This is a genomic window from Sorangium sp. So ce131 (assembly GCF_051519095.1).
Taxonomy (GTDB): domain Bacteria; phylum Myxococcota_A; class Polyangia; order Polyangiales; family Polyangiaceae; genus Sorangium.
The window spans coordinates 6,475,229-6,501,251 of record NZ_CP150455.1 but is presented as its reverse complement, the minus strand read 5'-3'; the positions used below and the strand labels follow the sequence as shown (position 1 = coordinate 6,501,251).

Below are 26,023 nucleotides of genomic sequence, written 5' to 3'. Positions count from 1 at the left end.
CGGTAGCTGCGAATACGCGACCGCGCGCGGGCGCCTCGTCTTCGCGGCGGAGGTCTCCGTGGATGGCTCTCGCTGGAGCGGGTGGTCAACGCGGCGGGGTGGGGAGCCGGCCGTGGCTGCGCTCGCAGGCCTCGTACGCGGCGCGCGCCTCGGCCTCGGTTTCGCCGAGGTATGCCTTGCGCAGCTCCGGGGAGAGGCACTCCGTGGTTGCCTCCGCGAGGATCTTCCGGAGCGGCGGACCGGAGACGGCCCACACCCGCGCGCTTCCATCTCTAGAAACGGTGACGACGCGCTGGCTATCCGGGCTGAACGACGCCGACCGGGCCCAGACGTCGTGTCTCCCGAAGACCATTGGCTGCCTGCCATCAGCGGCGTTCCACGCGTGGTTGGCGACATCGTCGGGCGCGGGGACGATACGCCGACCATCCGAGCTGAACGCCGCCAACTCGACCAAATAATCGCGTGTCTTGCGGACCGCTAGCTGCTTTCCATCAGAGGCGCTCCACACGCGAGCGGTGTTGTCGTAGGACGCAGTGACAATGCGCTGGCCATCCGGGCTGAATATCGCCGAGTAGACCGTGCGACGGTGTCTATTGAGTATTGCTAGCTGTCTGCCATCTGCTGCGTTCCATATGCGGGCGGTTTTATCGCTGGACGCGGTGATAACGTGCAGACCATCCGGGCTGAACGATGCGAAGTTGATCCGACTGCTGTGCCCCTTGAGGAGCGCGATCTGATTCCCATCGGCGGTGCTCCACACCCGGGCGGTGGTATCCTCCGACGCGGTGACGACGTACCGGCCGTCCGGGCTGAATGATGCGAAATTGACGCGGCGGCCGTGTCCCTTGAGGAGCGCGATCTGATTCCCGTCGGCGGTGTTCCACACGCGGGCGGTCTTGTCCTCAGAGGCGGTGACGACGTGCTGGCCATCCGGGCTGAACGCCGCGAAATTGACCGATGCCTCATGTCCCTTGAGGAGAGCGATCTGCCATCCATCGGCGGCGTCCCACACCCGGGCAGACTTATCCTTGGAAGCGGTGAGGACGCGCACGCCATCCGGGCTGAACGCCGCGGATGTGACCGGTGCCTCATGTCCTTTGAGGAGCGTGATCTGGCTTTCGAAGGCGACGTTCCACACCCTGGCGGTCTTATCCTCGGAGGCGGTGAGGACGCGCGATCCATCCGGGCTGAACGTCGCCAACAGCACCGGCGCCTCGTGTCCAGCGAGGAGCGCGAGTTGACTCCCGTTGTCGGCGTTCCACACCCTGGCGGTCTTATCCTCGGAGGCGGTGAGGACGCGTCGGCCACCTGGGCTAAACACCGCGAAGAGTACTGGTGCTTCGTGTCCCCCGAGGAGCGCTAGCTGTTGTCCATCAGCGGCATCCCACATCCGGGCGGTTTTATCGAAGGATGCGGTGAGGATACGCCGGCCATTGGGGCTGAATACCGCGGAGTAAACCGTATATTGGTGCCCCTTGAGGAGTGTGCGTTGGCTCCCGTCGTCGGCGTTCCATACGCGAGCGGTCGTGTCGTCGGACGAGGTGAGGACACGCTGGCCATCCGGGCTGAACGATGCGAACCTTACCAGTGATTGGTGTCCTTTGAGTAGCGCGAGTTGGCGTCCGTCGTCCGCGTTCCACAGTCGGGCGGTCTTGTCGAAGGACGTTGTGACGACGCGCCGGCCATCGGGGCTGAATGACGCGGATTTGATGCGACCAGTGTGTCCCGCGAGTAGCGCGAGTTGGCGTCCATCGTCCGCGTTCCACAGCCGGGCTGTCTTATCATAGGACGCGGTGAGGAGGCGTCGGCCATCCGGGCTGAATGACGAGAATATTACCGGCGCCTCGTGTTCTTTGAAGAGCGCGAGCTCGCGTCCGTCGTCGGCGTTCCACAGCCTGGCAGTGTTATCGTAGGATGCGGTGAGGACGCGCCGGCCATCCGGACTGAACGCCAAGGATCTGACTGGACGCTTGTGTCCTTCCATTAGCGCGATTTGGATCCCATCGTCGGCGTTCCACAGCCTGGCGGTATTATCGTCGGACGCAGTGAGGACGCGCCGACCATCCGGGCTGAACGCCGCGAATCGGACCGGTGCCTCGTGCCCGCGCAACGCGGCTCTGCACACCCCCGAGGTCAAGACGTCATGGATGAGCTCCAGCCATCCGGGTGCTCCATCCGGGTCGGAGACTTCGAGGAGAAGCCTGCTCGCCATCGTGGGATTTTTGCGCGCGAGGAGCTCGCGGGTGCCGGCCATTAACAAGGCGTCACGCAGTCGTCGTGCGTGAGCCAACTCGCGCTGATGCAGCGTCTCTGCTTCACGCGCCTTCCTCTCCCCTTCCTCCTCGCTCCGCCGGATGAGCTCACGCGCGTCAGGCCTGATCTCCGGTTCGTATTTTCTGAGAAGCTCCCGCGCAACCGTGAGCTTCTTGCCTTCGAGCAGCTGCTCGTACCGCCTCGCCTCCCCGACCCATGTATCGAGCTCTTTGAGCTCCGCGAGCATCCGTCGGTCTTCATCCACCCACGCGCGCAGCTGGCCCCAACTCCGGATGAGCTGCTCATGGGCGATTTCGACCATCGTCGCCCGTTCCGCCCTCTCGCCCGCAGCCCTGCTCGCCTCGTCCTCGCTCACCACCACGAGCCGCTCGCGCGCCAGCGCCTCAAGCACCTCGCTGAAGACGGCCGCCTCCGCCACCGGTCCCGGTCGCAGCGCGTCCTTTCGCAGCCGGCGGCGCGTATCGAGGAGCGCGTCCTCCCGCGTATCGACGAACTGCACCAGGAGCCGCCGCGCGGCCCGCCGGCACAGCTCGTCGAACCCGGCGATGATCTCGTCCGCCTTCTTCGCCAGCGTCCCGGTCACGCGGCCGAGCGCGTTGTACTTCTCCCACGTGAGCCGGTAGCGTGAGCCCTCCCGCACGCGCTTCTGCCACATCTGATCGAGCGTGTACTCGACGAGCGGCAGCGCCCCGGGCTCGTCGCCCGCGTCCTTCAGCACCTGCGTGACGAGCCCCTCGTCGAACCGGAGGCCCACTTGCGCGGACGGCTCCAGGATGATCTCGCGCAGGCAGTCCCGCTTCATCCGGCGCACGAAGACCCGGTGCGCCTCGTCGTACGCCACCTCCTCGAGGTCGCGCTCACCCTCGCCGAGCTGGATCTCGCCGCAGCGACCGAGGAAGTCGACGCGCAGCGTGGCGATCACGCTGACCTCCGAGGCGGGATCGCCCGCGAGCGCCCAGAGCCTCTGCACGAAGGCGACGCGCGCTGCCGGATCGGCGATATCGGTGAAGATCTCCTCGAATTGATCGACGATGAGCAGCAGCGGCGCGTGTCCCCGCGACGCGAGCGCGGCCTCGATCGCCGCCATGCCATTGCGCGGCCGCATGGGCACCACGCGCCATCGGCCCCCGTCCTTCGCTTGCAGCGCCGGCGCGACGCCGGCGAGGACCAGCGACGATTTCCCCGTCCCCGACGCGCCGGTGACGAGCACGAAGCGCGGCTTGCCGGCGGCGTCCCCCTCGATGAGCTCCGACAGCTTGCCCACCGCCTCGTCGACCTCGCGCTGCCGCCCGAAGAAGCAGCGCGCGTGCTCGTCATGGAACGCGAGCAGGCCCCGGTACGGCCGGACGATGAAGGGCCGATGGTCCGGCCCATCTGCCGCGCGGGCGTAGAGCTGGACAGACGCCCAATCTCCGCTTGCATGGTCCTCCGCGAGCTCCTCGCGCGTGCAGAGGAACGCCTCCTCCAGCGCCGCGAGCTGCACGAGCAGCCGCTCGTAGAGCACTTCCGTCAGCACGACCGATCCCTCGACCGACACCGGCCGCCGCGACGCCACCACCGCGGGGATCCCGATCCGGTGCAGCGCCTGAGCCACCCCGCCGAGCGCGTTGCCCGGCTCCCCCGTGTTCGCCCCGTGACAGGCCATCAACACCACCAGCCGCAGCGCGCCCACGTGCGGCTTGAGCAGCCTGCGCAGGGCAGCCGCGTCGATCACCTCCGGCGCGTCCCCAGGCTCCGCCCCGCTCCAGACGAGGCCGTACGCCTCCGTGTCCGACGCGAGCCGCCCCCCATGACAGAGCAGGTGCAACACGGCCACCGGCGATCCGGCGAGCGCCTCGCGCAGGCGCGACGTCGACACGCCGGCCACGACGTCGCGCCCCTCGTCGAACGCATGATGCCCCCTGGCCGCAGCGCGACGAATCGCGCCGAGGTGCGCGGCGGCCGGCACGTCCCCGCCCGCGGCGGACCAGGCGAACAGGATGCGCCCTCCTTCCGCCGGCGGATCCGGCACAGGCGTCGCCGTCTCGGTGCCGGGCCACTCGTACCGCAAGAGGCAGCGGTTCAGCTCGCCGAGGTGCTCGCCCGTCGCGCGCAGGCAGAGCAGCTCCCAGGGCAGGGCATACAGCTCGGCGGCCGCGGCGCGGATCGTCAAATGGACGGCGCGACCGCCCTCCACCGCCGAGGCGATCTCCTCCTCGCGCGTCTGCCACCCGGCCCTGCCGAGGAACATACGCAAGAGCTCGCCAACCCGGGCGCGCGCGGCAGGATCCGGCCGCGTCCGCTGGAGCGCGGCGAGATCCGCGAGCAGCGCGTCGTCCCACCTGAGCTCGGCTTCCGCGTAAGTGCCATTCTCCCAGCGCACGTTGTACGTCTGCGCCTGGAAGCGGAAGGCGTACGGATCCCCCGCGTCCTCGGTGCGCGCGAGCTCGAGCGTCAGCGCCAGGGGCGAAGACTCCCCTCTCACGAGCGCCCCGCGCAGATCATCATGGATATACGCCCCCTCCGAACGCGCCGGCACACGGCCTCCCATAACCCACACCGGCCCCGGCGTCTCACCCCACGCCTGCCCGTCCGGACATTCCGACGCGCCGCCGCAGCACATCCGAGGCACAACGAACGAACTGCACAGAGACATACCGCCGATCCGTCGTCGCAGGATGGGCATTGAGGAGAGATGTTTACGCAGAGGGCGCTTGACGATTACCGGAAAACGGTCGTATTTTAAGGACAAGGCAGCGAATCGCGACGCGACGGGGGAGAGCTCGCGCCTCCTGTGGGGAGAAGGCATCCCACGTGGTTCGATGCGGCGAGCGCGAGCGACGGACGGATCTCGGCCCCACACAAGCCCTCGTGTGCGGGCAAATTCTCCTTTTAATCCGGTCACTTAGGAGCACTCCATGCGACGAGCCAGCCGAACCGCGGCCCTCCTGCTCCCCGTGGCCCTCCTCGGCAGGAGCGCGGCGGCGGCGCCGAGCCTGGGCGACTATCGCTACTTCCGGGCCCTGTCCATCGATCTCCAGGGGAGGATGCCGACCCGCGAGGAGATCGCCGCGCTCGAGTCGCCGGGGTTCGATCTCGACGCGTGGATCGACGCGCGCCTCGATCAGCGCGCCTACGCCGAGCGGATCCGCCGCATCTACATGGATCTCCTGCGCCTCGACGTCGGTCCCTCGTTCCAGTTCGTGCCCAAGGCGTCGCTCCTCCGCCGCCACGAGATCCTGGGGCCCGACGGCAAGCCGATGTTCGTCTACTTCCGCCTGCTCCAGCGGCGCCAGCGCCCGGAGACCGACGGCGACTTCTGCTTCACCAAGGCCGAGACGGGGCTCCAGTTCCCCAAGTATGCGAACGGCGTCGGAACGGCCGTCCCCGTCTCGCAGGAGGTGCTCGACCGGAACACCGTCCTCGTGAGGCCCTGGTGGCTCTACCGCGACTACCGCTCGCCCGAGCCGATCGACCGGTATGACCCGGCGGCCTGGTCGCGCCTCTACCCGAACTTCACCCCGACGAACGAGCTGCTCTTCGAGCCGGACGGCACGACGCCCGTCGAGGCCGTGCGCGTCTGCCGGGAAGAGGCGCAGACCGCGCTGCGCGGCACCGTCTTCGTCACCGGGCGCAGGCCCCAGCCGCTCGGGACGCCGCCGCCCTACGACCGGATCCTCCCCCTGCCGTACGACACCGAATACGCGCGCGCGCACCCGAACGAGCCGATCGACTGCCTGAGCGGCACCTCCGTCACCCTCGCCCACGAGTGCGGCTGCGGCCCCGGCCTCGAGCGCTGCTTGCCCACCGCAGGCCCGTTCCTCGAGCGGCGCGGGTTCACCGTGCCGCTCGCCGCGCCGATCGGCGCCGAGCGGCCCACCGTGGTCGATCCCGAGTTCACCGGCGCGTGGTCGCGCTTCTGGTGGGGCCAGGAGGCCGTGCAGTTCCTGGAGCGCGTCGTCGCCGAGGACCGCGACTTCCGGGAGGTGCTCACGGCGAAGTACACGTACGTGAACGGCCCGCTCTCGCAGTTCTACCAGTGGATCGCGCCCTCCACCTGCTGCGGCGGCGAGTTCGGCAGCGCCGATTACCTGAGCGGGCAGCTCTTCGGCTACGTCAACCCGGTCTCGCTCTTCGAGCCGGACCGCGCGCCGCGGGACCTCCTGCCCCACGACACCGCGACCTGGGTCAAGGTCGAGGACCGCGGGCCGCTCGCGTCGGGCCTCATGACCATGCCCATCTTCCTGACCAAGTACGGCTCGCGCCGCGGCCGGGCGCACGCGCTCTACAACGTCTTTCTCTGCAGCGAGTTCGTCTCGACCGAGACGAAGCTGCCGCCCTCCAACGAGTCGAACCTCATGATCCGACCCGGCTGCTCGGGCTGCCACGTCTCGCTCGAGCCGCTCGCCGCCTACTTCAGCCGCGTCGTCGAGAGCGACTGGACCTTCCTGCCCGGCGCGCGTTTCCCCCTGGAGAGCGACAAGTGCGGCGCGCCCGCCGGCGGCGCGGCCCAGCGCGGCTGCGACAACTTCTACGATCCGGCGTTCACCAGCCAGACCTCGGCCAGCCTGCGCGGCGCGTACGGGTCGCACGAGCACGCGGAGGAGGGGCCGGCGGGGCTCGGCCGGCACATCGTGAGCTCCGAGCGCTTCGCCCCCTGCGTCGCGGAGAAGGTCACGTCGTCGTTCCTCGGCCGGCCCGTCACCGGCGACGACGCGGCGCTGCTCGCCCAGGTCGAGCAGGCGTTCGTGGGCGGCGATTACCACATGAAGCCGCTGGTGCGCGCGCTCGTGCGCGCGGCCGCCTACAAGGACGCGAACAACCTCGCGCCGGCCGCCTGGCGCAACGGGGGCGCGCAATGACCGCCGCGATCCTGTCGCTCGCCGCGGCGCTCGCCCTGCTCGCGGGCTGCTCGACCAGCAAGCCGGAGCCCGCGGGGACCGAGCCCCCCGCGCCGACCACCACGCCGACCACGCCGACCGCCACGCCGACCCAGGCGCCGGCCGAGGAGCCGATCGTGGGCGTGCCCGCGGCGGCCATCCCCGGCCACGCCGATCTCCAGGACCACACGCCGAAGCAGGGGCCGCGCGTGGTGCCGGCGGAGGTGTTCCTGCAGAGCTACCTGCGGTTCTTCGGCGACGATCTCACGCCCCTCGAGGTCGAGGCGATCGCGCGCGGCGACGACGCCGGCTCGGTGTTCGATCGCTGGGCGGACTACCAGAGCTCGCTCGGCCTGCCCGACTACAAGCTCGACGTGAGCCGCCAGGCGCAAACGAACACGCTGATGCTCGCGACCTTCGAGCGGCTCGGCGTCGCCCTCTGCGTCCGCAAGGCCGAGGTCGAGCTCCGGAGCAGCCCGCCGCCGCCGGCCATCGCGGCGCGCCGCGTGTTCGCCTTCGACATGACGCCCGCGCCGCCGACGGACGCGGAGTTCGCCGAGCGCTTCGACGTCCTGCACCGGACCTTCCTCGGCTACCCGGCGGCCCTCGCCCCGACCGATCGCACGAGCCGCTTCCGCGTGGTCTTCCGCGACATCCTCGCGCGGCGCACCCAGACCGGGGCGCCGGCCTCGCGCTTCAGCCCGCAGCAGGCGGCGTGGGCCGCCGTCTGTTACGGGCTCGTCCGTCATCCGGAGTTCGTCCTCTACTGAGGAGCCGACCATGGCATGCTGCTCGAACCGCAGGACGTTCCTCAAGGCGATGACCGGCGCCGCGGCGCTCGCGGCCGCCGGCGCTCCGGTGCTGCGCGCGCTCGCCGCGCCCCCGGCCGGAGAGCACGAGTACTTCATCTTCATCGACATCGCCGGCGGCTGGGACGTGCTCCTCTGGTCCGATCCACGCAACGAGCGGCGGGGCCTCGTCGACCCGCCCAGCACCGAGAACCTGCGGACCGAGGGCCTCCGCCGCTGGGTCAACCGGCCCCTCGAGGCGGGCGCGTCCACCTTCGAGCCCGTCCGGCCGCGGGGCAGCAACCTCGTCTTCGGCCCCGCGATCGGCGCGCTCGCGGATCTCCACGACCGGCTCACCCTCGTGAACGGCATCGCCATGAACACGGTCAGCCACCCCGACGGCACCGTGTTCTCGGCGACGGGCCAGCACCTGGTCGGCAGCCGCGCGGTGTCGCCGAGCATCGACACGATCCTCGCGAGCGAGCTCGGCCTCGGGGATCGCTTCCCGCTCGTCTCGGCGCGCTTCCCGTCGTGGTTCGTCGGCGAGAACCTCGACCGCCGCGCGACGCCGGTGCTCGTCGACTCGATCGGCGCGATCGGCAAGTCGCTGACGCGATCGACCCGGTACGACCGCGCCGAGGAGCGCGACGCGATCTCCGAGCTCCTCGTCCAGGAGGCCAGGGATCTCGCGGGCATGGCGTATTACCCCGAGGTCTACGAGGGCCTGACCCTGCAGTACGAGTCGCTGCGGCGGATCCTCGCGAACGACCTGCGCGACGTGTTCACGGCGAGCGAGCTCCGGCGCGCGCAGCCGGCGTTCGACTACGGCGGCAGGTTCCACGGCGCCGAGGCGGTCAGCGCGGCGTTCGCGGTCGAGGCGCTGAAGCGCGACGTGGTGCGGTGCGCGAGCTTCGGCCTCCAGGGCTTCGACACACACACGGGCAACTACCAGAACCACGCGCTCATGCTCCAGGAGGCGTTCGACCTCATCGCGGCGCTCGTGCAGGCGCTCGACGCGTCGCCGCACCCGACGCTCGACGGCGAGCGGCTCTCGGATCACACACACATCCTCGTGATCAGCGAGTTCTGCCGCGGGCCGATGATGAACTCCGCGGGCGGGCGCGACCACTACCCGAACAACTCGGCGCTCATCCTCTCGCCCCGGTTCAAGGGCGGCTCCCTCGTGGGCAAGAGCGACGAGGAGCAGCTCCTGCCCGAAACGACGCGGGCGTTCTCCGACGGCGAGCGGCCGATCAGCCCCGCGGACGTGCTCGCGACGTTCCTCGGCGCCTTCGGCATCGAGCCGAGCAAGTACCTGCGCGACGGGGAGATCATGCCCGAGCTCCTGGCGACATGAGCGCGGCCCGCTGGCGGCTGCTCCTCGGCGTGCCCCTCGGCGTGCTGCTCGCGGCGGCGTGCGGCGGGCGCGAGCCGGGCGCCCCCGCGCCGGAGGACCAGGACCACGAGGCCGATCCGGATCCCGGTGACGACCCGGATCCCGGTGAGGGCCCGGATCCCGGCGCGCCCGGCGGGGCGCTCGTGGTCCAGCCGGTCGTCTGGAACCGGGCGGACGCGGAGGTCGGGGAGGTCGCGAGCGTCGTCGACGGCAGCGAGACGGTCGTGGTCCTCGGGAGCAAGGGCGCCGTGGTGCTCGAGCACGGCGAGGTCGCGAGCGCCGATCCCACGAAGGTCGCCTGGCGCACGTCCGCGGTGATCCCCGCGGGCGACGGCGGCGGCGGCCGCTGGACCGTCGGGATCGACGCCGAGGGCGGCGTGTACCGGGTCCAGCCGCGGGTCGGGGTCGAGGGCATCTCGGCGCGGTACGGGCTCGAGCGCGACGTCGTGCTCGCCGCCGCGACGAGCGGCGGGAGCGCGGTGTTCGGGCTCGCCGAGGGCGTGGCGGTCGCGGACGGCGAGAAGGTCACGCGTTACGCGATGGCGCCGTTCGAGAGCCTGGCCGGGAGCGAGGACGGCCGCGTCGCCATGGCGGGCGCCGGCGTCGTCCAGGCCTTCGACCTCGCCGCCGGCCAGGTGACGACCTTCGCGCTGCCCGGCGCGGCCCACGTCGCCTTCGATCCGGAGGGCCGGCTCCTGGCCTCGACCGCGAGCTCGCTGTACGGCGAGGACCAGGACGGCGCGCTCGTGCTCCTCTACGAGGTCGAGGAGGCGGGCGCCTCGATCCACGGGCTGGTCACGTCCGGCGACCGCGTGTGGCTGGCCGTCGGCCCCGAGCTCGGCCTGCTCTCGGCCGGCGTGGTGGTCCGATCGGCCGGGCTCGGGCTCCCGCTGGATGCCCGGCTCACCGCGGCGAGCACGGGCGACGTGTGGGCCATCGCCGGGGGCGAGCTCCTGCGCTTCTCGGCCGACGCGCCGCAGGGCGACGAGGGCGCGCTCTGGGAGCAGCGGATCCGGCCGATCATGGAGGCGGCGTGCAGCCGGTGCCACCAGCCGGGAGGGCCGGCGGGGATCGATCTGTCCACCTACGCGGCGTGGGTGTCGCGCCGGACGGCGATCCAGCAGCGGGTGATCGTCGAGCGCGACATGCCGCCGCCGGGGTTCGACTTCTCCGAGGCGGACCGCGAGGCCATCGCGGCGTGGATCCAGGGCGGGCGCTGAGGCGCGCCCGAGCCCCCGCGGCTACGCGCGCGGGCGGCCCTGAACGGCCGGGCGCTGCGCGCCGAGGCGCGCCATCGCGTACGCGAGCCCGCTCTGGAGCGAGCCCTGCGTGGTGATCCGGCTGAGGTCGACCTCGAGGCCGACCAGCATCCTGGCGGTCTCCGGGCTGATGCCCACCATCACGCTCCGGCAGCCGAGGAGATCCGCCGCCTGCGCGGCGCGCACCAGGTGGCGCGCCACCGCGGCGTCGATCACCGGCACGCCGGTGACGTCGAGGATCACGAACTCCGCGCCCCGGTCCACGATGGCCGCGAGCAAGCTCTCGAGCGCCTGGGCGGCGCGCCGATCGTTGATCTCCCCGACGAACGGCATGAGCAGGATCCCCTGCCAGACCTGGAGGACCGGCATCGCCATGCGGCCGAGCAGCGCCGCCTGCGCGTCGATGAGCGCGCGCTGCTCCCGGTTCTCCGCCGCGATCCGCTCGGCGTCGAGGTGCCGCTGCTTCAGGTCGGTGATGTCGGTGATGAACCCGCACAGACCGACGATCTCGCGCTGCGTGTTCCTCATCGGGAACTTGCGCGTCCAGATCGTGCGTGTCACCCCGTCCGCCCCCGTGGCGGTCTCCTCGTTTTCGTTCGGCTCGCCGCTATTGAAGACCACATCGTCGTAGCGCCAGAAGATCTCGGCCTGTTCCTTCGGCCAGTAATCCGGGTCACTGCGGCCGATCAGATCTTCATAACGTTGCCCGATCAGGGCGCAGAAGCCCTGGTTGCAGGCGATCCAGCGGTGTTGCCGATCTTTGACAAAGATTGGATCGGGGATGGTGTCGATGACGAGCTGGAGCAGCTCGAACCTTCTCCAGTCCGAGGCCTCGATGCAAGGGAGAGTGAACGCCATCGCAGCCAGCTCCTCTTCCCCCCAAGGGACGCTATTTCCCTTATCGGTCATCGTCGGTCCCTTTCGCAAGAGAATAAAGTGTGATGTCTATGACACGGGAGTGTGCTGCTGGCTGGCGGCGCGGCGAGCGCATTTCTCATTACAACCGGTTGGGCGTCGGGCGTCGGTCGTCGATCGTCCGTCGTCAGTCGCGAACCGTCGGCCGCGCGCGTCCTCGTTCGTGCGCTCGATAGGCCATGGTCGCGCAGCGCGTCGTGGGCGTGCAAATCCATGCAACGTGATTCGACGCGCCGGGCCGGCTGCGGGTAGGCTCGCAGCTGGACCTCTTCCATGACCTTGTGGAGGACGTCCCGGCGTACAGCTGCGCTGTACGTTTTTGAGCCAATCTGCGGCGCCGCGGCGAGCGGCCCAGCCTCGCGGACGTGAGGCCCGTGGCCTCCCGCTGCGCCGTCAGTCCGCCTCCAGGCCGAAGGCGCCGTCATAGATGGCGTCGACCGAGACCTGCGCGCCGTTCGCCAGCGCGATCGTGTCGCCGCGCTCGAGCACGCGATACCGCCAGGAGCCGTCCGCCTCGCGCTGGTAGTGCTCGATACGCACCTGCCACGGGGAGACGAGCAGGTAATCGGTCAGCGACGCGAGGCGCTGGTATAGTTCCCACTTCGCGCCGCGGTCGAAGGCCTCGGTGCTGCGCGAGAGGACCTCCACGATGGCGGTGGGGTTCGAGAGGACGTCGATGGCGCCTGGCTCCGTCTGCACGCCGCCGCACACCACCACCACATCCCCATAGACGTAGCGCTCCCCCTGGCTGGCGGAGATGCGTTGTTCGGACGAGAGCACGTGGCACCCCATGCCGCGCACGCCGGCGCGGAGCTCTGCGCCGGCGGCGTTCGACAGGAAGTTATGCCGCGGGCTGCCGCCGGCCATCGCGAAGACGTCGCCGAGGTGGTACTCGTGCTTCTCGGGCTGCTCGCGCTCCCACGCGAGGTACTCTGCGGCGCTCATGCGCTGGCGGACGGCGGCGCTTCCCATGGCGCGCACCTTAGCGCGGCGGACCATGGCTGGCGACGGGGGAGGGGGCGGCTCCCGCGCCGCGGCGAGGACCGCCTCGACGAGCGGCTCGTCCGCGGCGTCGTCGTGGGCGCCTGCTACACAGCCGGCGACCGCAGCAGCGATGGTCCCCATGAGCGCTCCGAGCATTCGATAACCTCCTCGCCGAGCGTACACGTCGGTCCACACGCGAGGGCGATGCGCCTGCACATCGACGCAGGGCCGACGCGAGAGACCGAGTTGCCGTTCAGCTTCTCTTCTTCGCTGCCGCGTTCCCGGGCTTCTTGGCGGCCACAGTCCCCGGCTTCCTGGCGGCCACAGTCCCCGCCTTCCTCGCCGCCGCCGCCCTGGCCCCGCCCGCCGCCGCGGCGCCCCGCGTCCGCCGCTCTCCCGGCACCTTCCCGATGCGCGGATCGCCCGCCCGGATGAGCGCGCAGGCCCGCAGCGCGGCCTCCTCGAAGTCGGGCGCGTCGGCCGGGAGCACCTGCCAGCCGGTCACGGCGGCCCCGAGCACCTCGATGGATCGCATGCTCGGGAACTCCGGGCGCAGGGCCGCGTGGTGCTCCGCCGTCGTGGCGAGCCAGACGCCGTTGTCCGGGGAAGGCTCGGGCTTGTCGCGCAGGGCGAGGACGATCTTCTCCTCCACGTAGACCGCCACGCACCCGAACAGCGGCCGCGTCACGGGGCCGAGCGGCGCGAGGGCCTCGAGCACGAACTCGTGCGGGACCGGCCTCCGCTTCCTCGCGGCGAAGAGGTCGTCCGCCGGCGCGAGGCGCCCGCTCCTGCTGCGCTTGGTCATGGCGGGGAGGATAGACGAGCCGCCCCCTCGGCGCGAAGGATGTGTAGGATGCCGCCCTTGAACCAGCCGACGCTCCCCCGCCCGGATCTGCTCGACGTCCTCGAGGCGCGGTTCGGGTTCCGCGAGCTCCGCCCGGGCCAGCGCGCGGTCATGGATGCCTTGCTCGCGGGCCACAGCGCGCTCGCGGTCTTCCCGACCGGCGGCGGCAAATCGCTCTGCTACCAGCTCCCCGCGCTCCTCTTCGACGGGGTCACCATCGTCGTCTCTCCGCTGATCGCGCTGATGAAGGATCAGATCGATTTCCTCACGGCGCGCGGCATCGCCGCGGTCCGGCTCGACTCGTCGCTGTCGACCGACGACGCGGCGGAGGCGCGCAGGGACCTGCGCTCGGGCAAGACGAAGCTGCTCTATGTCGCCCCCGAGCGGTTCGTGAACGAGCGGTTCACGGCGCTGCTGAAAGAGCTCAAGATCTCCCTGTTCGCGGTGGACGAGGCCCACTGCATCTCGGAGTGGGGGCACAACTTCCGCCCTGACTACTTGAGGCTCGCGGACACCGCCCGGGCGCTCGGCGTGCCGCGTGTGCTCGCGCTGACGGCCACCGCGACGCCCGGGGTCGTGCGCGACGTCTGCGCCACGTTCGGCATCCGCGAGGAGCACGCGGTCGTCACCGGCTTCTACCGGCCGAACCTCGAGCTCCGCGCCACGGCGGCGAGCGCGCCCGCGCGCGACCGGATCCTGATCGAGCGCCTGAGATCCCGGCCGCCCGGCTCCACCATCGTCTATGTCACGCTCCAGAAGACCGCCGAGCACGTGGCCAAGCAGCTCGCTTCGGCGGGGCTGCCGGCGCGCGCGTACCACGCCGGAATGGACGCGGAGGAGCGCGCGCGCGTGCAGGACGAATGGATGCAGAGCGACCGCGGCGTCGTGGTCGCCACCATTGCGTTCGGGATGGGGATCGACAAGGCCGACGTGCGTTATGTCGACCATTACAACCTCCCGAAGAGCCTCGAGAGTTATAGCCAGGAGATCGGCCGCGCCGGCAGGGATCAGGCGCCGTCGGTGGTCGAGCTCTTCGTGTGCGGCGAGGATCTTCCGGTCCTCGAGAACTTCGCCTACGGCGACACGCCGACCGCGGAGGCGCTCCACGGGGTGGTCGGCGCCGTGCTCGACGCGCCCCAGGTGGAGCTCGGCCTGCAGGCGCTGTCGACGCGCCACGACGTCCGGCCGCTCGTGCTCCGCACCGCGCTGACCTACCTGGAGCTGATGGGCGCGGTCCGGCAGCTGACGCCGTTCTACGCCGGCTACGAGGTGCGGCTCCACCGCAAGCTCGAGGAGGTCGTCGCGACGGTGAAGGGCGAGCCGGCGCGGTTCCTCGAGGCGCTCTTCGCCCACGCCAAGAAGGGGCGAGTCCTGTACGCGATCGACCCGGCCGCCGCCGCCGACGCGCTGGGGCACCCGCGCGAGCGGGTGGTGCGCGCGCTCGAGTACCTCGAGCGGCAGGGGCTCGCGGAGCTCAAGGCGTCGGACCTCCGGCACCGCTTCGTGCGGGTCGCGCCGCCGGACGACGCGGGCGCCCTCGTCGGCGAGCTCCTCGGGCGGTTCGCGCGGCGCGAGGACGCGGAGATCGCGCGCGTGCGGCAGGTGATCGAGCTGTTCACCTCGGCGCGCTGCCACGCCGCCGCGCTCGCCGAGTACTTCGGCGAGCGCCTCGACGCCGCGTGCGGGCGTTGCACCTTCTGCCGCACCCGGGTCGCCCTGAGGCTGCCGGAGCCGCCGCGCGCGCCGCCGATGCCGGCGGGGCTCGACGTCGCCGCGTTCACGGCGCTGCGCGCGGCGCACGGGGGCGCCCTGGGTCACCCTCGCCAGGCGGCGCGCTTCCTCTGCGGCCTCGCGAGCCCGGCGACCACCCAGGCCAAGCTCGCGCGCGACCCGCTCTTCGGCGCCCTCGTCGATCGCCGGTTCGCCGAGGTGCTCGACTGGTGCAGCCGGCTCCCCGCCCTCCCCGGCGCCGCGGCGGCGGCTCGATAACGCGGCGTCACGCCTGCTTGATCAGCTCCACGTCGAGGTGGATCGCGATCTCGTCGCCCACGAGGACGCCGCCGGTCTCGAGGATGGCGTTGAAGTTCATCCCGAAATCGCTCCTCCGGATCTTCGTCGCGGCGGTCGCGCCCAGCCGGCGGTTGCCCCACGGATCCGCGTGCTCGCCCGAGATCTCGCTGACCGCGAGCGTCACCTCGCGCGAGACGCCGCGGATCGTCAGGTCGCCGAGGATCTCGAGCCCGTCGCCGCGGCGGAGGGCGCTCTTCGCGACGAAGGTCATCGTCGGGTACGCCTCGACGTCGAAGAAGTCGGCGCTCCGGAGGTGCGCGTCGCGCTTGTCGTCCCGCGTGTGGATCGACGCGACGTCGATCGTGACGGAGACCTTCGACGCCTCGGGGCGCCGCGGATCGTAGGTGACCTCGCCGGCGACGCCCGCGAACTCGCCGCGCACGTTCGAGATCATCATGTGACGGACGGAGAACGAGACGGTCGTGTGGCTCGCGTCGATCGTCCACCGGGCAGCCTGGGAAGGGATCGCGCTGGGGGTGCTGGTGCTGGTCGTGGTGTCCATGGCTCGTTGTCCTTCTCGGGAGAGGGTGGGGGGCTCGCCGAACCCCGGTGTTCCGGGGCGCGCGGGCCGTGTGTCACAGGAGAGACCATGGTTCGTTCTTCGCAGACGCACTAGACTGGCGTTGGAGAACGGGCTGTTCTCCTGGGGCGAACAATGGACTACAACCGCATCGCCGTCTTCGTGCGCGTCGTCGACGAGCAGGGCTTCACCGCGGCGGCCAGGGCGCTCGGGCTGCCGAAGTCCTCGGTCAGCCGCTCGGTCGCGCTGCTCGAGGAGGCGCTCGGGGCGCGGCTCCTGCACCGCTCGACGCGCAGCGTGCGGCTCACGGAGGCCGGCGCGGCGTTCTACGAGCGGGCGTCGCGAGCCTCGAGGAGGCCGCCGCGCTGGTCGCCGATCTGGAGGCCGTGGTGCGCGGCACCATCCGCATCACGGCGCCCGCCGACGCCGGCATCGCGCTGCTCGAGCCCGTGGTGGCGCGCTTCGTGCGGCGCCACCCGGCGGTCCGCTTCGACGTCGTGCTCACGGGGCGCGTCGTCGATCTCGTGGAGGAAGGCTTCGACCTGGCGCTCAGGGCCGGTCCGCTCCGCGACGTCTCGCTCATCGCGCGGAAGATCGGGCACCTGGAGGACGCGCTCTACGCCTCGCCCCGGTACCTCGAGCGCGCCGGGGTCCCCGAGCGCCTCGGCGACCTGATCTCACACCGATGTGTCCTCTTCCGCGCGACGCGCGGCCGCGCCGCGTGGACGCTGCAGGGGCCCGCGGGGGAAGAGACGGTGGAGGTCGAGGGGCCGCTCTCGGTCGATGAGCTCGGCTTCGCGCGGCGCGCGGTGCTGGCGGGCGTCGGCGTCGGCCTCCTGCCGACCTTCCTGTGCGCCCGCGATGTCGCGCGAGGCCGCCTCGTGCGCGTGCTCCCGTCGCACGTCGCCTCGGGGGCGCCGTTGCACCTCGTGTATCCCTCGGCGCGCTACCTGCCCCACCGTGTCGCCGCGTTCCGCGACTTCCTCGTCGAGGCGCTCACGCGGCGCCTCCAGCGGGCGCCGTGAGCGCCGGCGCGTCATGTAGATGTCGGTTCGAGATGGCGGTCGACGACGAGCCCGCATGGATCAGAGATCCGGCCGCTCGGCGCGGAGCGCCCCGGGGAGCGATGGAGACCCAGAAAACCCGTGCATCCCGCATCGGCGTTGGGTTCCTGGCAAGCTGGCTGGCGCCCCCAGACCAGAGCTCGAGCGCGCGTCGGCAGCGGCTGAGCGCGCCCGACGAGCAGCGGTCCGCCTCTCTCGCAGCCCTCGCCCCTCTCGCTTGAGTTTCTTACCCCTCTGGGGTAGCTCTTCACAATCCCAATGCTGCAGAAGATCCGCATCAAGGGCTATCGCGCGCTCAAGGACTTCGAGCTCGCTTTACCTCCACGGCAACCGCTGGTGCTCATCGGCGAAAACGCCACCGGCAAGAGCACAATCCTTGACGCGATCTCGATGATCTGTGCTGTCGCGAACGGCCGGGTTGGGCGGGCGATCCTCGACCGCGGTGGGTGGGAAGCGGTCGCGTGGCTCGGGACGAGCAGCGATATCGAGCTGATGGTCCGCTTCTCCGACGAATCGCCCATTTTTCAGAAAGAGGGGGCTCCTGTCGAGTACATGGTGCGTCTTGGTAGCACGCGGTCGATCCCGACCATCCTCGACGAGGAGGTGCGGATCTACAAGCACGGACCCGACAAGAAGCCCCTCGTCGTGCTGAAAGGGGGGGCAGAACGCTGGGCGAGCAACGTGCAGACGAAAGGCAAAGACCCGGCGGCTCCAGCCGCCTCGGACGGATCGATCGTGACGAACTCCGTCCTGGCCGCGATTTCAGACGAAGCGCGGTATCCGACGCCCATGCATGTCAAAGAAGCCCTTCAAGCCATTGCGTTCTATCCGTCGTTTGCGCTGGGCGCGGCGCCGGACGGCGGCGAAGGCGTGCACGACTCGATCGGTGCACGGCCCGTCGAGATGACGCGACGAATCAAGAGTACGGGGCGTGATCTTCTCAACGCCCTCCATACGCTGTCGCAGGAGCACACGAGGGAGTGGGAGTCGTTGCTCACGGACCTCCGCGCGGTCTTTCCCTGGTGCCAGTCGATGCGGTTCCCTCCGGGACCCGGCAGGGGTCTGATCACGCTCACATGGTACGATGACCGTTCTGGGGCGACTTTGTATCTCGACGATATGAGCGAGGGGATGCGTGTCTATCTCGCGCTGCTCGCGGCGCTCCACGCTCCGGACCACCCCGCGCTGATCGCCTTTGATGAGCCTGAAAGGAGCCTTCATCCTCGTGCGATCCGCCGGATCGTCAAGGTGATGGAGTCGCGGGCCGAACATACTTCGATCGTCGTGGCGACACACTCTGATCGTTTGCTGGATTATCTAGAAAAGCCAGCTGACGCGCTCCGCGTCACGCAGTTCTCGAGCGCGACGGGAGTCCGGGTCGAGCAGCTCGACGCCGATCTGCTCGACGCATGGCTCAAGGACTACACGATGTCGGAGCTTCGTGCGCACGACATGCTGGAGGCTCCCGCCGCCGAGGGGGAGCCTTCATCATGAGGTCGATCGTCATCGCTTACGAGGACAAGTACTGCGAGGAGCTGCACCGCTTCATCAAGCGCTTGCGCAACGACAACGGCCTACCCGGGATCTGCCTCGAATCGAGGTCCGTCCAGGGTACCGGCGGCTTCATCAACGACGTGGCGAAGCTCCTTCGGACGCCGCTCAAGCAAACCAAGCTTCCGCCGGATCGTCTCGTGTGCCTCGCAGACGCTGACAGGCCGCAGAACCTCGCTCCTGATGCGCCGGTCGCGCCCTCCAGCGACGACAACGACGCCCTGGATCGATGGGTGTTCGAACTCGAGAAGTCATGGTGGGATTTTCTGGTTCGTGAAGCCCACCTCCACGCCGAGTCTACAGCGCGGTTGCGAGTGATCTGTCTTCGCTGGAACAAGGAGAGTCTACTCGTGGCGAGCCCGGATGCGCTCGTCGACTATGCTGACAAGCACAAGCGCCGGGACCAGCTCCAGTCGCTCTTGGATGCGTGCAACCCTCGCCCGACTATGCTGGCGGATGCGGATTTCATTCTCCGCTATCGGAAGACGGACAGCTGCATGGATAACGTGTTCCAGGCGATCGAGAACCGTAATTACAAGAAGGGACGGGATGACGAGGATCTCCTTCGCGATCAGATTTCTCCGAATGAGGCTCGGCGAGCCCAGGTTTTGAAACGTTGCCCTGACCTTGAACGCCTGCTCCGCGAGCTCATCTGAAGACCCTGCCTGCATCGACGGGGGCAGCAGGACTATGTCGTGCAACACAAAAGGTCGAGGCGACCGTGGCCCGCTCGCTCGACCAGGATCGGAGCTCCCGGGGGGCCGAGCGGCATCTGCGCGGTCATCCATCTCGGAACAGGGCCGGGCTGCGGGGGCGGCCGCCTGCGTCGCAGCCCCGCCCCCGCCAGCATGGTGTGGACGATGCTCCAAGACCGAGGAGAACTGGTTGGTGTCTGCTCGTGGGGCGATGGATCCGTATCAGCGCTTCAGCCAGTGCCCGTACGGCGGCGGGAGCACGCGGCTCGGCTGCTCCACACCGAGCTTCTTCGCCGCGTGGTAAGCCCAGTGCGGATCGTCGAGCAGGGCGTGCGCCAGCACGATGAGGTCCGCCTGGCCCTCCTTCAGCGCCGCCTCGGCCTGCTCGGGCTCGTTGATGAACCACCCGGCCGCGACCGGAATATCCGCCTCCTTGCGGATGCGCCCCGCGTACGGGAGCAAGAAGCCAGGGCCCCACGGGATCTTGCCGTCGGGCACCACGAAGCCGTGGCTCACGTCGAGCAGGTCGAGGCCGGACGCCTTGAGCCGCCTCGTCAGCTCGATCGACTCCTCGACCGTGACGCCGCCGTCCACCCAGTCCGTGATCGAGAGCCGGACCGTCAGCGGCAGGCGCTCCGGCCAGACCTCCCGCACGGCCTCGAACGTCTCGACCAGGAAGCGAGTCCGGTTCTCGAAGCTCCCGCCATACTCGTCGGTGCGCTCGTTCGAGAGCGGCGAGTAGAAGCTGTGCGCCAGGTAGCCGTGCGCGTAATGCAGCTCGAGCCACTCATAACCTGCTTCCACGGCCCGGCGGGCGGCGGCGACGAAATCGCCCCTCACCCGCGCGATATCGGTCTTCGACATCTCCTTCGGCACCTTGGGGAGGTTCGCGCCGAAGGCCTTCGCCGAGGGCGCCAGCGTCTCCCAGGCGCCCTCCTCCTGCGTGAGATGATCGTCGCCCTCCCAGGGGCGGTTCGCGCTCGCCTTCTTCCCGGCGTGGGCGAGCTGGATCCCCGGGACCGCGCCCTGCTCCTTGACGAACGAGACGATCCGCTTGAGGGGCTCGATCTGCCCATCTTCCCACAGGCCGGCGTCCCGCGGGCTGATGCGGCCCTCCGGGGACACCGCCGTCGCCTCGGCGATGGCGAGGCCGACTCCACCCCTCGCCATCGAGCCCAGATGAACGAGGTGCCAGTCGGTGGCATACCCGTTCACAGAGGAGTACTGGCACATCGGCGAGACGACCACGCGGTTCTTCAGCGTGACGTCCTTCAAGCGAAGCGACTCGAACAACCTTGCCACGGAGACCTCCTTGTCGAACGCGGCGGAGCTTTGCACGTCCGGACAGGGGCGCCAGCGGAGGCGCATTCCGACGCGGCGATGAGGCTACTTCTTCTTGTCGCCTGCCTTGTCCTTGTCCTTGTCGCCGCCGCCCATCTCCACGATGGAGGGTGGCGGGTCCGACTGGACCGTCTTCGCGTCGCCTGGCTCGAGGGTGACCATCATGGTCCGGTTGCCGCGCTCCGGGTCCACGAAGGTCACCTCGTGCAGCCCTGGCGCGACCTTGCGGCCGGTGATCGGCGTCGTGCCGATGGGCTTGCCGTCGAGCAGGATCTCGGTCGGCTGCGCGGAGGTCACGTCGAGCATCGGCGCGTCGTCGAGCGGCGCCTCGGGCTCGGGCTCGGGCTGCGTCGCGACCGGCGCCGGCTTTGGGTCGACCGGCTCAGGCTCGCGCGCGGCCCCGCCGCAGCCAGGGAGAGCGATGACGAGGAAGAGAGCGGTGAGGCGAGACATGACGCGAGGCTAGTCAGGAAACGCGCGCGGGGGAAATTCCCCGGCGAGCCCGCGCCGCGGCCGACGAGCCCGCCGCGGTCGATGTTGCGACCGCGCGGCCCGCTCCTCTAGTCTGATCGCTCCTTGATCGGAGAGATCCTCGGCGGGAACTACCGGCTCCTCCGCCTGCTCGGCCAGGGCGGCATGGGATCCGTCTACGAGGCCGAGCGGCTCGGCTCCGGCGAGCGCGTCGCGATCAAGTGCATCGACGCGGGCGCCCTGCACCGGGGCAGCAACGGCGTTGTCCGCTTCCAGCGCGAGGCAAAGGCGACGGGAACGATCGATACCGAGCACATCGTCCGGGTGCTCGACGCGCAGACCGACCCGGCGACGAAGGCACCGTACCTCGTCATGGAGCTCCTCGAGGGGGAGGACCTCCAGCAGCTCCTGACCCGGGTCGGCGTCCTCGACCCGGACGCCGCTTTACGCATCGCGGCGCAGGTATGCCTCGGCCTGCAGAAGGCGCACGAGGCGCGCGTCATCCACCGGGACATCAAGCCCGCCAACATCTTCCTCGCCCGCCGCGACGGGGGCGAGATCCTGGTCAAGCTCCTCGACTTCGGCATCGCCAAGATCAAGCCCGACCCGTCGCAGGGCGGCCACATCACCACGGGCCTCACCCGCAGCGGCGGGCTGCTCGGGTCGCCGCTCTACATGTCCCCCGAGCAAGCGCGGGGCCTGAAGGACGTCGACTTCCACACCGACCTCTGGTCGCTCGGCGTGGTGCTTTACCGCGCCCTTGCGGGCAAGGCCCCGCACGAGGACATCGACGCGTTCGGCGAGCTGATCATGGCCATCTGCACGGAGGTCCCGCGCCCCCTCCAGGAGGTCGCGCCCTGGGTGCAGCCGGAGGTGGCGGCCGTGGTCCACGGCGCCCTCCGGCTCGACGTCGGCGCGCGTTTCGCCAGCGCCGCGGCCATGCTGGAGGCGATCCGGTCGCTTTTGCCCGGCGGCGCGGACTTGCGCGAGGAGCTGCTCGTCCCCGTCCGCGAGTCGACCCGCGCCACGATCGCGCCGAAGCTCGCGACGGCGAGCTCCGCGAGCGACCCGGGCCGGCGGATCGTGCGTGTCGCCGCGGACGCGCAGCAGGTCGACGGGAACGAGACCACGGCGGAGGCGCCCGCGTCCTATCCGGATCACGTGGCCGAGAGCGACGCCGCCGCGAGCGGGCCCGCGACGACCGGGCGCACGGCCGTCGCCATGAGCACCCGCGATCGCGGCCTCGCGGCGCCCGAGGCGCGGGGGGCGGGAGAGCGCCCGAGCCGCGGGCGCCTCGGCGCGCCCGCGATCGCGGCGGTCGCGGGCGCGCTCGGGCTCGGCGCCTTCGGCCTTTACGCGATGTCGGTGCCGCGGGAGACCGCGCAGGCCAGCGCGCCGGAGGCGAGCGCGGCGAGCGCGCAGCCGGCGAGCGCGAGCAGCGCGCCGGCGACGGGCTCGACCGGCGCGCCGGCGGCGATCGCGGCGAGCGCGGCCAGCGGCGCCGCGCCGGCCCCTGCGCCGTCCGCGAGCGCGGCGTCGGAGCTCGCCGGCGCGCCCGCTGTCCGGCGCGTCAAGGTCGCCGTGGTGCCCAGGGACGCGTCGGTCGAGGTCGACGGCTGGCCGGCGCGGGTCGAGGGCGGGGAAGTGGAGATCGTGGGCGCGCTCGGGAGCGCGCACCGCGTCAGGATCTTCAAAGGGAAGAGCGAGCTTTCGGGCGTGGTGCACGTGACCGCGGCCGGCGCTTCGCCTCCCCGGATGGAGCTCGCCGCGGCGACGGCCGGGCCCGCGAGCAAGCCGGGCGTCAAGGCGACCGCGGCGCCGAAGCCGAAAGCCCCGGCGCCGGCGCCGACGCCCTCGCCGGCGCGCACCGCCGCGGGCGACCCGCTGGTCCCCGAGAAGTTCAACTAGAGCGACCAACGGGTTGAACCCGCCTGAAACGGGCAGAATTTCGAAACGCCAAGGCGCCAAGGACGCCAAGGGCGCCAAGAAGAAGACAAAGTATCTTGGCGCCTTGGCGTCCTTGGCGCCTTGGCGTTTCATTTCTCGCTCTATCAACAGGATCGGCGCTCTAGCTTGGGCGCACGAAGTGCGGTCAGGGCTCTTGATTTACGCTCGTGCGATGGACTGGATGACCGCGCGACGGCCCGCGGCTTTGCTCGTCGCGCTCGCGCTCGTCTCGAGGGCCGGGGACGCGCTCGGCCAGCCCGCGGACACCGCGGCGCCCGCAGAACCCGCGGCGCCCGCCGTGCCCGCGCCGAGCGCGCCCGCTGCCGGCGAGAGCGCGCCCGCCGCCGGCGAGGGCGCGCCCGCTGCCGGCGAGGGCGCGCCCGACCGGAGGGCCGAGGCGGAGGCGCGCTTTTACAAAGGAAGGAAGCTTTACGAAGTGGGCGCCTTCGGCCCCGCCCTCGCCGAGTTCCTCGCGTCGAGGGAGCTCTACCCGAACCGCAGCGCGACCTCCGGGGCCGCCGCGTGCCTCAAGAAGCTCCAGCGCTTCGACGAGGCGCTCGAGCTGTTCGAGATCCTCCTGCGCGACTTCGCGGACACGCTGCCGGCCGACGCCAAGACCGCGGCCCAGCGCGAGGTGCTGGAGCTGCGCGGCCTCGTCGGCACCATCGAGATCGAGCACGCGGAGCCGGGCGCGTCCATCTCGGTCGGCGGGCAGCGCCGCGGGGACTATCCGCTGCTCGCGCCGCTCCGGGTCCCGGCGGGCAGCCACGTCGTGCACGTCGACAAGGACGGCTTCGAGCCGCTGCAGATCCGCGTCGACGTCGCCGGCGGACGGACCGCGCGCGTCGCGGCGCGGATGCGCGCCATCGCGCCGCGACGCCGCGCGCTGGGGCGCCTCCGCGTGGCCGAGCGGTACGGACAGGAGATGGACGTGCTCGTCGACGGCAACCTGGTCGGCAGGACGCCCTGGGAAGGCGAGGTCGAGGTCGGCGAGCACACGGTCGTGCTCCGAGGCGACGGCGACGCCGGGACGGAGCCGATCCGGGTGAACGTGCAGCGCGACCGGCTCAGCGCGGTGACGCCGTCGGCGGAGGACGTGTCGGCGTTCCTCCGGATCGAGGCCGCGCCCGACGAAGCGAGCGTGGCGGTCGACGCGGCGGTCCTCGCGGACGGCGCGTGGGAGGGGCGGCTCCGCCCCGGGGAGCACGACATCGAGGTGTCGGCGCCCGGGTTCGTGACCAGGAAGCTGAACGTGCACCTCACCGAGGGCAAGCGCCACGTCGTCCGTGTCGCGCTCGAGCTGGATCTGGAGGCGCCGCGCTGGCGGCTCCACCGGGCGCGGCGGCCGGGCCAGCTCGCGGCCGAGCTCGGCGCAGGGCTCTGGTTCACGCCGAGCCTCGGCGGCGACGTCGCCGGCTCCTGCTTCGGGCGCTGCGACGAGGGCGTCGGTCTCGGCGGCCTCGCCGTCGCCCGCGGCGGTTATCTGCTCGAGTCCGGCCTCGAGCTCGGCCTGTCGCTCGGCTACCTGGGCGGCGGACAGACGATGGCCGGCCGGCGCACCTCCGCGCGGCGGACCCGGCAGCTGCTGGCCGATCAAGGCACCGCCGACGACGCGCTGTCGCTTCGGGGCGTGCTCGCCGGCGCCTTCGCCGGGCTGGCGGTCGGCGCCGACTTCCCGATCCACCTCCGCCTCGGCGCCGGCGCGCTCCTCGGCTCGGTCTCCGACAGGAGGACGGGGGCGTTCCTCGGTCAGCAGGAGTACCAGGTCGGACCGGCGGAGGTGACGTCGTCTGCCCCTTTCTTCTACCTGGCTCCCGAGCTCCGACTCGGCGTCTCCCTGCACCCCCGCGCCGAGCTGAGCGTGGGCGTCGAGACGCTGCTGCTCTTCAGCGTGTCCCGCCCGCGCTGGGACGCCGCCCATCAAGTCAGCACCTCGACGGACGCAGGGGCGTACTTCTCCGGCGAGACGCTCGCCGGCCGCTTCCTGCTGGCGATCACCCCGGGCCTCGGCATCCACTACAAACACTGAGGGGGCGCCTCCGGCCAGCGCGCCCGCGCCCCGCGGAGCGACGCAGGAACGGCCGAGCGCGCAGGGGCCGGCGTCGCTCGGCGCTCCGTCGCTCGGCGCTCAGAAGATGTCCGTCGTGAATGTGAAATCCAGCCAGTAGGGTCCTTCATCGCCGCTGCTCACGGCATCGACGAAGACGATCAACGACTCTCCCGCGGCGAGGGGGACGTCGAGCTCGCCGGCCTCGAGCGCGGAGCAGGCGAGCGTCTGGGAGGTGCATTGTCTCCGGACGTACACGAGGTGGCCCTCGCGCGGCCGGAGCCGGAGAGCGAGCCTGCTCGGCTGCCCGGAGCGCTCGACGGGCGCGGTGTACACGTAGAGTTGTTCCCGCCCCGCTCCCGTCGCGCCGTCGCCGCACGGGGCCGAGGATGTGTTCTTGCCGAGCTTCGTGTCGCCCGCGATCGACCCCGTCCCCGCCAGCGCGGCCGCGCAGGCCACGTCGGGGTCATCGAGGCATAACGGCTCGTCGCCGCGGTCCGCGCAGTAGATGCCCGCCTCGCTGCCCGCCGCGTCCTCGCAGCTCACCGTGAGGCAACCCGCTCCTCCGCCTTGGCCCGTGCAGTCCCCAGACCCGTACTCCTCGCTGTTGAGCCCCTCGCCGCAGCTCGAGCCGGGCAACGTGCAGAAGCCCAGCGTGGTGTTGCACGCGCCGAGCCCCAGGCATTCCCAGTCGACGTTGCACGAGCGGGCACAGGCCGTCACGCCGCCGCCGGTGTCCTCGCACGCGTAGCCGGCGGGGCAGTCGCCGGGCGCGCCGCACGACCTCAAGCACACGTGGAAGTCCACATCGAGCTCGAGCCTCACGTCGCCCTCCTGGCAGGAGCCCGCGGGGGGAGCGGGGGGATCGGGGTACCCCTGTGCCTCTTCGTTTCCGCACGCCGCGGCCGAGAGCAGCGCGAGCGCGGACAGGCCTGCGCATCGTCGTACCATCATCACACCATCGTATCGTGACAGAGGATCCCGAGACGCGCTCTGGC

The 26,023-nt window shown here is 70.7% G+C and carries 18 protein-coding genes and 1 pseudogene; 11 read left to right on the top strand and 8 right to left on the bottom strand.

Going from position 1 to position 26,023, the window contains the following annotated elements:
- Positions 1-85 precede the first annotated feature (85 nt).
- Positions 86-4,792, bottom strand: coding sequence for an nSTAND1 domain-containing NTPase (locus WMF43_RS23720; protein ID WP_437683406.1), 4,707 nt, complete (start codon positions 4,790-4,792; stop codon positions 86-88).
- Positions 4,793-5,171: 379 nt separating this feature from the next.
- Between WMF43_RS23720 and WMF43_RS23715 the strand changes: the two genes are divergently transcribed.
- From WMF43_RS23715 to WMF43_RS23700, 4 genes are read left to right on the top strand one after another with little or no spacing between them, the layout of a single operon-like run.
- Positions 5,172-7,115 (top strand): DUF1585 domain-containing protein, encoded by a 1,944-nt coding sequence (locus WMF43_RS23715; protein ID WP_437683405.1) that lies wholly within the window; start codon positions 5,172-5,174, stop codon positions 7,113-7,115.
- The gene (locus WMF43_RS23710) at positions 7,112-7,903 is read left to right on the top strand and encodes a hypothetical protein (protein ID WP_437683404.1); all 792 of its coding nucleotides are present in this window, start codon (positions 7,112-7,114) and stop codon (positions 7,901-7,903) included. The genes WMF43_RS23715 and WMF43_RS23710 overlap by 4 nt, the downstream gene beginning before the upstream one ends.
- A gap of 10 nt (positions 7,904-7,913) precedes the next feature.
- Positions 7,914-9,278, top strand: coding sequence for a DUF1501 domain-containing protein (locus tag WMF43_RS23705; RefSeq protein ID WP_437683403.1), 1,365 nt, complete (start codon positions 7,914-7,916; stop codon positions 9,276-9,278).
- Positions 9,275-10,537 carry a c-type cytochrome gene (locus WMF43_RS23700; protein ID WP_437683402.1) on the top strand — a complete coding sequence of 421 codons (1,263 nt, stop codon included), beginning with the start codon at positions 9,275-9,277 and terminating at the stop codon, positions 10,535-10,537. The genes WMF43_RS23705 and WMF43_RS23700 overlap by 4 nt, the downstream gene beginning before the upstream one ends.
- A 21-nt stretch (positions 10,538-10,558) precedes the next feature.
- On the opposite strand, the gene WMF43_RS23695 is transcribed toward WMF43_RS23700, so the two are convergent.
- The 3 genes from WMF43_RS23695 to WMF43_RS23685 form a co-directional block, all read right to left on the bottom strand.
- The gene (locus WMF43_RS23695) at positions 10,559-11,434 is read right to left on the bottom strand and encodes a PAS domain-containing protein (RefSeq protein WP_437683401.1); all 876 of its coding nucleotides are present in this window, start codon (positions 11,432-11,434) and stop codon (positions 10,559-10,561) included.
- Between the two features lie 450 nt (positions 11,435-11,884).
- Positions 11,885-12,631, bottom strand: a complete 747-nt coding sequence (locus WMF43_RS23690) for a Uma2 family endonuclease (RefSeq protein WP_437683400.1) — start codon at positions 12,629-12,631, stop codon at positions 11,885-11,887.
- Between the two features lie 97 nt (positions 12,632-12,728).
- Positions 12,729-13,280 carry a hypothetical protein gene (locus WMF43_RS23685; RefSeq protein WP_437683399.1) on the bottom strand — a complete coding sequence of 184 codons (552 nt, stop codon included), beginning with the start codon at positions 13,278-13,280 and terminating at the stop codon, positions 12,729-12,731.
- Between the two features lie 48 nt (positions 13,281-13,328).
- On the opposite strand from WMF43_RS23685, the gene WMF43_RS23680 reads away from it, so the two are divergent.
- Positions 13,329-15,308: a RecQ family ATP-dependent DNA helicase gene (locus tag WMF43_RS23680; RefSeq protein ID WP_437683398.1), complete on the top strand. Its 1,980-nt coding sequence runs from the start codon at positions 13,329-13,331 to the stop codon at positions 15,306-15,308.
- A 7-nt stretch (positions 15,309-15,315) separates the two neighbouring features.
- Here WMF43_RS23680 and WMF43_RS23675 read toward each other — a convergent pair whose 3' ends face one another.
- A complete protein-coding gene (locus tag WMF43_RS23675) occupies positions 15,316-15,891 on the bottom strand; it encodes a YceI family protein (protein ID WP_437683397.1) in 576 nt (191 codons plus the stop codon).
- A 153-nt stretch (positions 15,892-16,044) separates the two neighbouring features.
- On the opposite strand from WMF43_RS23675, the pseudogene WMF43_RS23670 reads away from it, so the two are divergent.
- From WMF43_RS23670 to WMF43_RS23655, 4 genes and pseudogenes are all read left to right on the top strand, one after another.
- A pseudogene (locus WMF43_RS23670) lies at positions 16,045-16,167 on the top strand (LysR family transcriptional regulator); the annotation flags it as partial.
- Between the two features lie 131 nt (positions 16,168-16,298).
- Entirely contained in the window at positions 16,299-16,934 is a 636-nt protein-coding gene (locus tag WMF43_RS23665; RefSeq protein ID WP_437683396.1) for a substrate binding domain-containing protein, read from the top strand.
- Between the two features lie 297 nt (positions 16,935-17,231).
- A complete protein-coding gene (locus tag WMF43_RS23660; protein ID WP_437683395.1) occupies positions 17,232-18,467 on the top strand; it encodes an AAA family ATPase in 1,236 nt (411 codons plus the stop codon).
- Positions 18,464-19,180 carry a hypothetical protein gene (locus WMF43_RS23655; protein ID WP_437683394.1) on the top strand — a complete coding sequence of 239 codons (717 nt, stop codon included), beginning with the start codon at positions 18,464-18,466 and terminating at the stop codon, positions 19,178-19,180. Before WMF43_RS23660 ends, WMF43_RS23655 begins: the two co-directional genes overlap by 4 nt.
- 261 nt (positions 19,181-19,441) lie before the next feature.
- Here WMF43_RS23655 and WMF43_RS23650 read toward each other — a convergent pair whose 3' ends face one another.
- Together WMF43_RS23650 and WMF43_RS23645 are read right to left on the bottom strand one after the other, a co-directional pair.
- Complete coding sequence (locus tag WMF43_RS23650) at positions 19,442-20,521, bottom strand: NADH:flavin oxidoreductase/NADH oxidase (protein WP_437683393.1); 1,080 nt, start codon at positions 20,519-20,521, stop codon at positions 19,442-19,444.
- An 84-nt stretch (positions 20,522-20,605) separates the two neighbouring features.
- Entirely contained in the window at positions 20,606-21,013 is a 408-nt protein-coding gene (locus WMF43_RS23645; RefSeq protein WP_437683392.1) for a PEGA domain-containing protein, read from the bottom strand.
- A 123-nt stretch (positions 21,014-21,136) separates the two neighbouring features.
- Between WMF43_RS23645 and WMF43_RS23640 the strand changes: the two genes are divergently transcribed.
- Together WMF43_RS23640 and WMF43_RS23635 are read left to right on the top strand one after the other, a co-directional pair.
- Positions 21,137-22,939, top strand: coding sequence for a protein kinase domain-containing protein (locus tag WMF43_RS23640; protein ID WP_437683391.1), 1,803 nt, complete (start codon positions 21,137-21,139; stop codon positions 22,937-22,939).
- A 211-nt stretch (positions 22,940-23,150) separates the two neighbouring features.
- On the top strand, positions 23,151-25,007 hold the full coding sequence (locus tag WMF43_RS23635; protein ID WP_437683390.1) for a PEGA domain-containing protein: 1,857 nt from the start codon (positions 23,151-23,153) through the stop codon (positions 25,005-25,007).
- 99 nt (positions 25,008-25,106) lie between these two features.
- Here the strand turns inward: WMF43_RS23635 and WMF43_RS23630 are convergent, their stop codons facing one another.
- A complete protein-coding gene (locus WMF43_RS23630; protein WP_437683389.1) occupies positions 25,107-25,979 on the bottom strand; it encodes a hypothetical protein in 873 nt (290 codons plus the stop codon).
- Between the last annotated feature and the right edge of the window lie 44 nt (positions 25,980-26,023).

Coding starts and splice junctions, on each gene's coding strand:
- WMF43_RS23715 (WP_437683405.1), top strand. CDS start 5,172: ATGCGACGAGCCAGCCGAACCGCGGCCCTCCTGCTCCCCGTGGCCCTC.
- WMF43_RS23710 (WP_437683404.1), top strand. CDS start 7,112: ATGACCGCCGCGATCCTGTCGCTCGCCGCGGCGCTCGCCCTGCTCGCG.
- WMF43_RS23705 (WP_437683403.1), top strand. CDS start 7,914: ATGGCATGCTGCTCGAACCGCAGGACGTTCCTCAAGGCGATGACCGGC.
- WMF43_RS23700 (WP_437683402.1), top strand. CDS start 9,275: ATGAGCGCGGCCCGCTGGCGGCTGCTCCTCGGCGTGCCCCTCGGCGTG.
- WMF43_RS23695 (WP_437683401.1), bottom strand. CDS start 11,434: ATGGCGTTCACTCTCCCTTGCATCGAGGCCTCGGACTGGAGAAGGTTC.
- WMF43_RS23690 (WP_437683400.1), bottom strand. CDS start 12,631: ATGCTCGGAGCGCTCATGGGGACCATCGCTGCTGCGGTCGCCGGCTGT.
- WMF43_RS23685 (WP_437683399.1), bottom strand. CDS start 13,280: ATGACCAAGCGCAGCAGGAGCGGGCGCCTCGCGCCGGCGGACGACCTC.
- WMF43_RS23680 (WP_437683398.1), top strand. CDS start 13,329: ATGCCGCCCTTGAACCAGCCGACGCTCCCCCGCCCGGATCTGCTCGAC.
- WMF43_RS23675 (WP_437683397.1), bottom strand. CDS start 15,891: ATGGACACCACGACCAGCACCAGCACCCCCAGCGCGATCCCTTCCCAG.
- WMF43_RS23660 (WP_437683395.1), top strand. CDS start 17,232: ATGCTGCAGAAGATCCGCATCAAGGGCTATCGCGCGCTCAAGGACTTC.
- WMF43_RS23655 (WP_437683394.1), top strand. CDS start 18,464: ATGAGGTCGATCGTCATCGCTTACGAGGACAAGTACTGCGAGGAGCTG.
- WMF43_RS23645 (WP_437683392.1), bottom strand. CDS start 21,013: ATGTCTCGCCTCACCGCTCTCTTCCTCGTCATCGCTCTCCCTGGCTGC.
- WMF43_RS23635 (WP_437683390.1), top strand. CDS start 23,151: ATGGACTGGATGACCGCGCGACGGCCCGCGGCTTTGCTCGTCGCGCTC.
- WMF43_RS23630 (WP_437683389.1), bottom strand. CDS start 25,979: ATGATGGTACGACGATGCGCAGGCCTGTCCGCGCTCGCGCTGCTCTCG.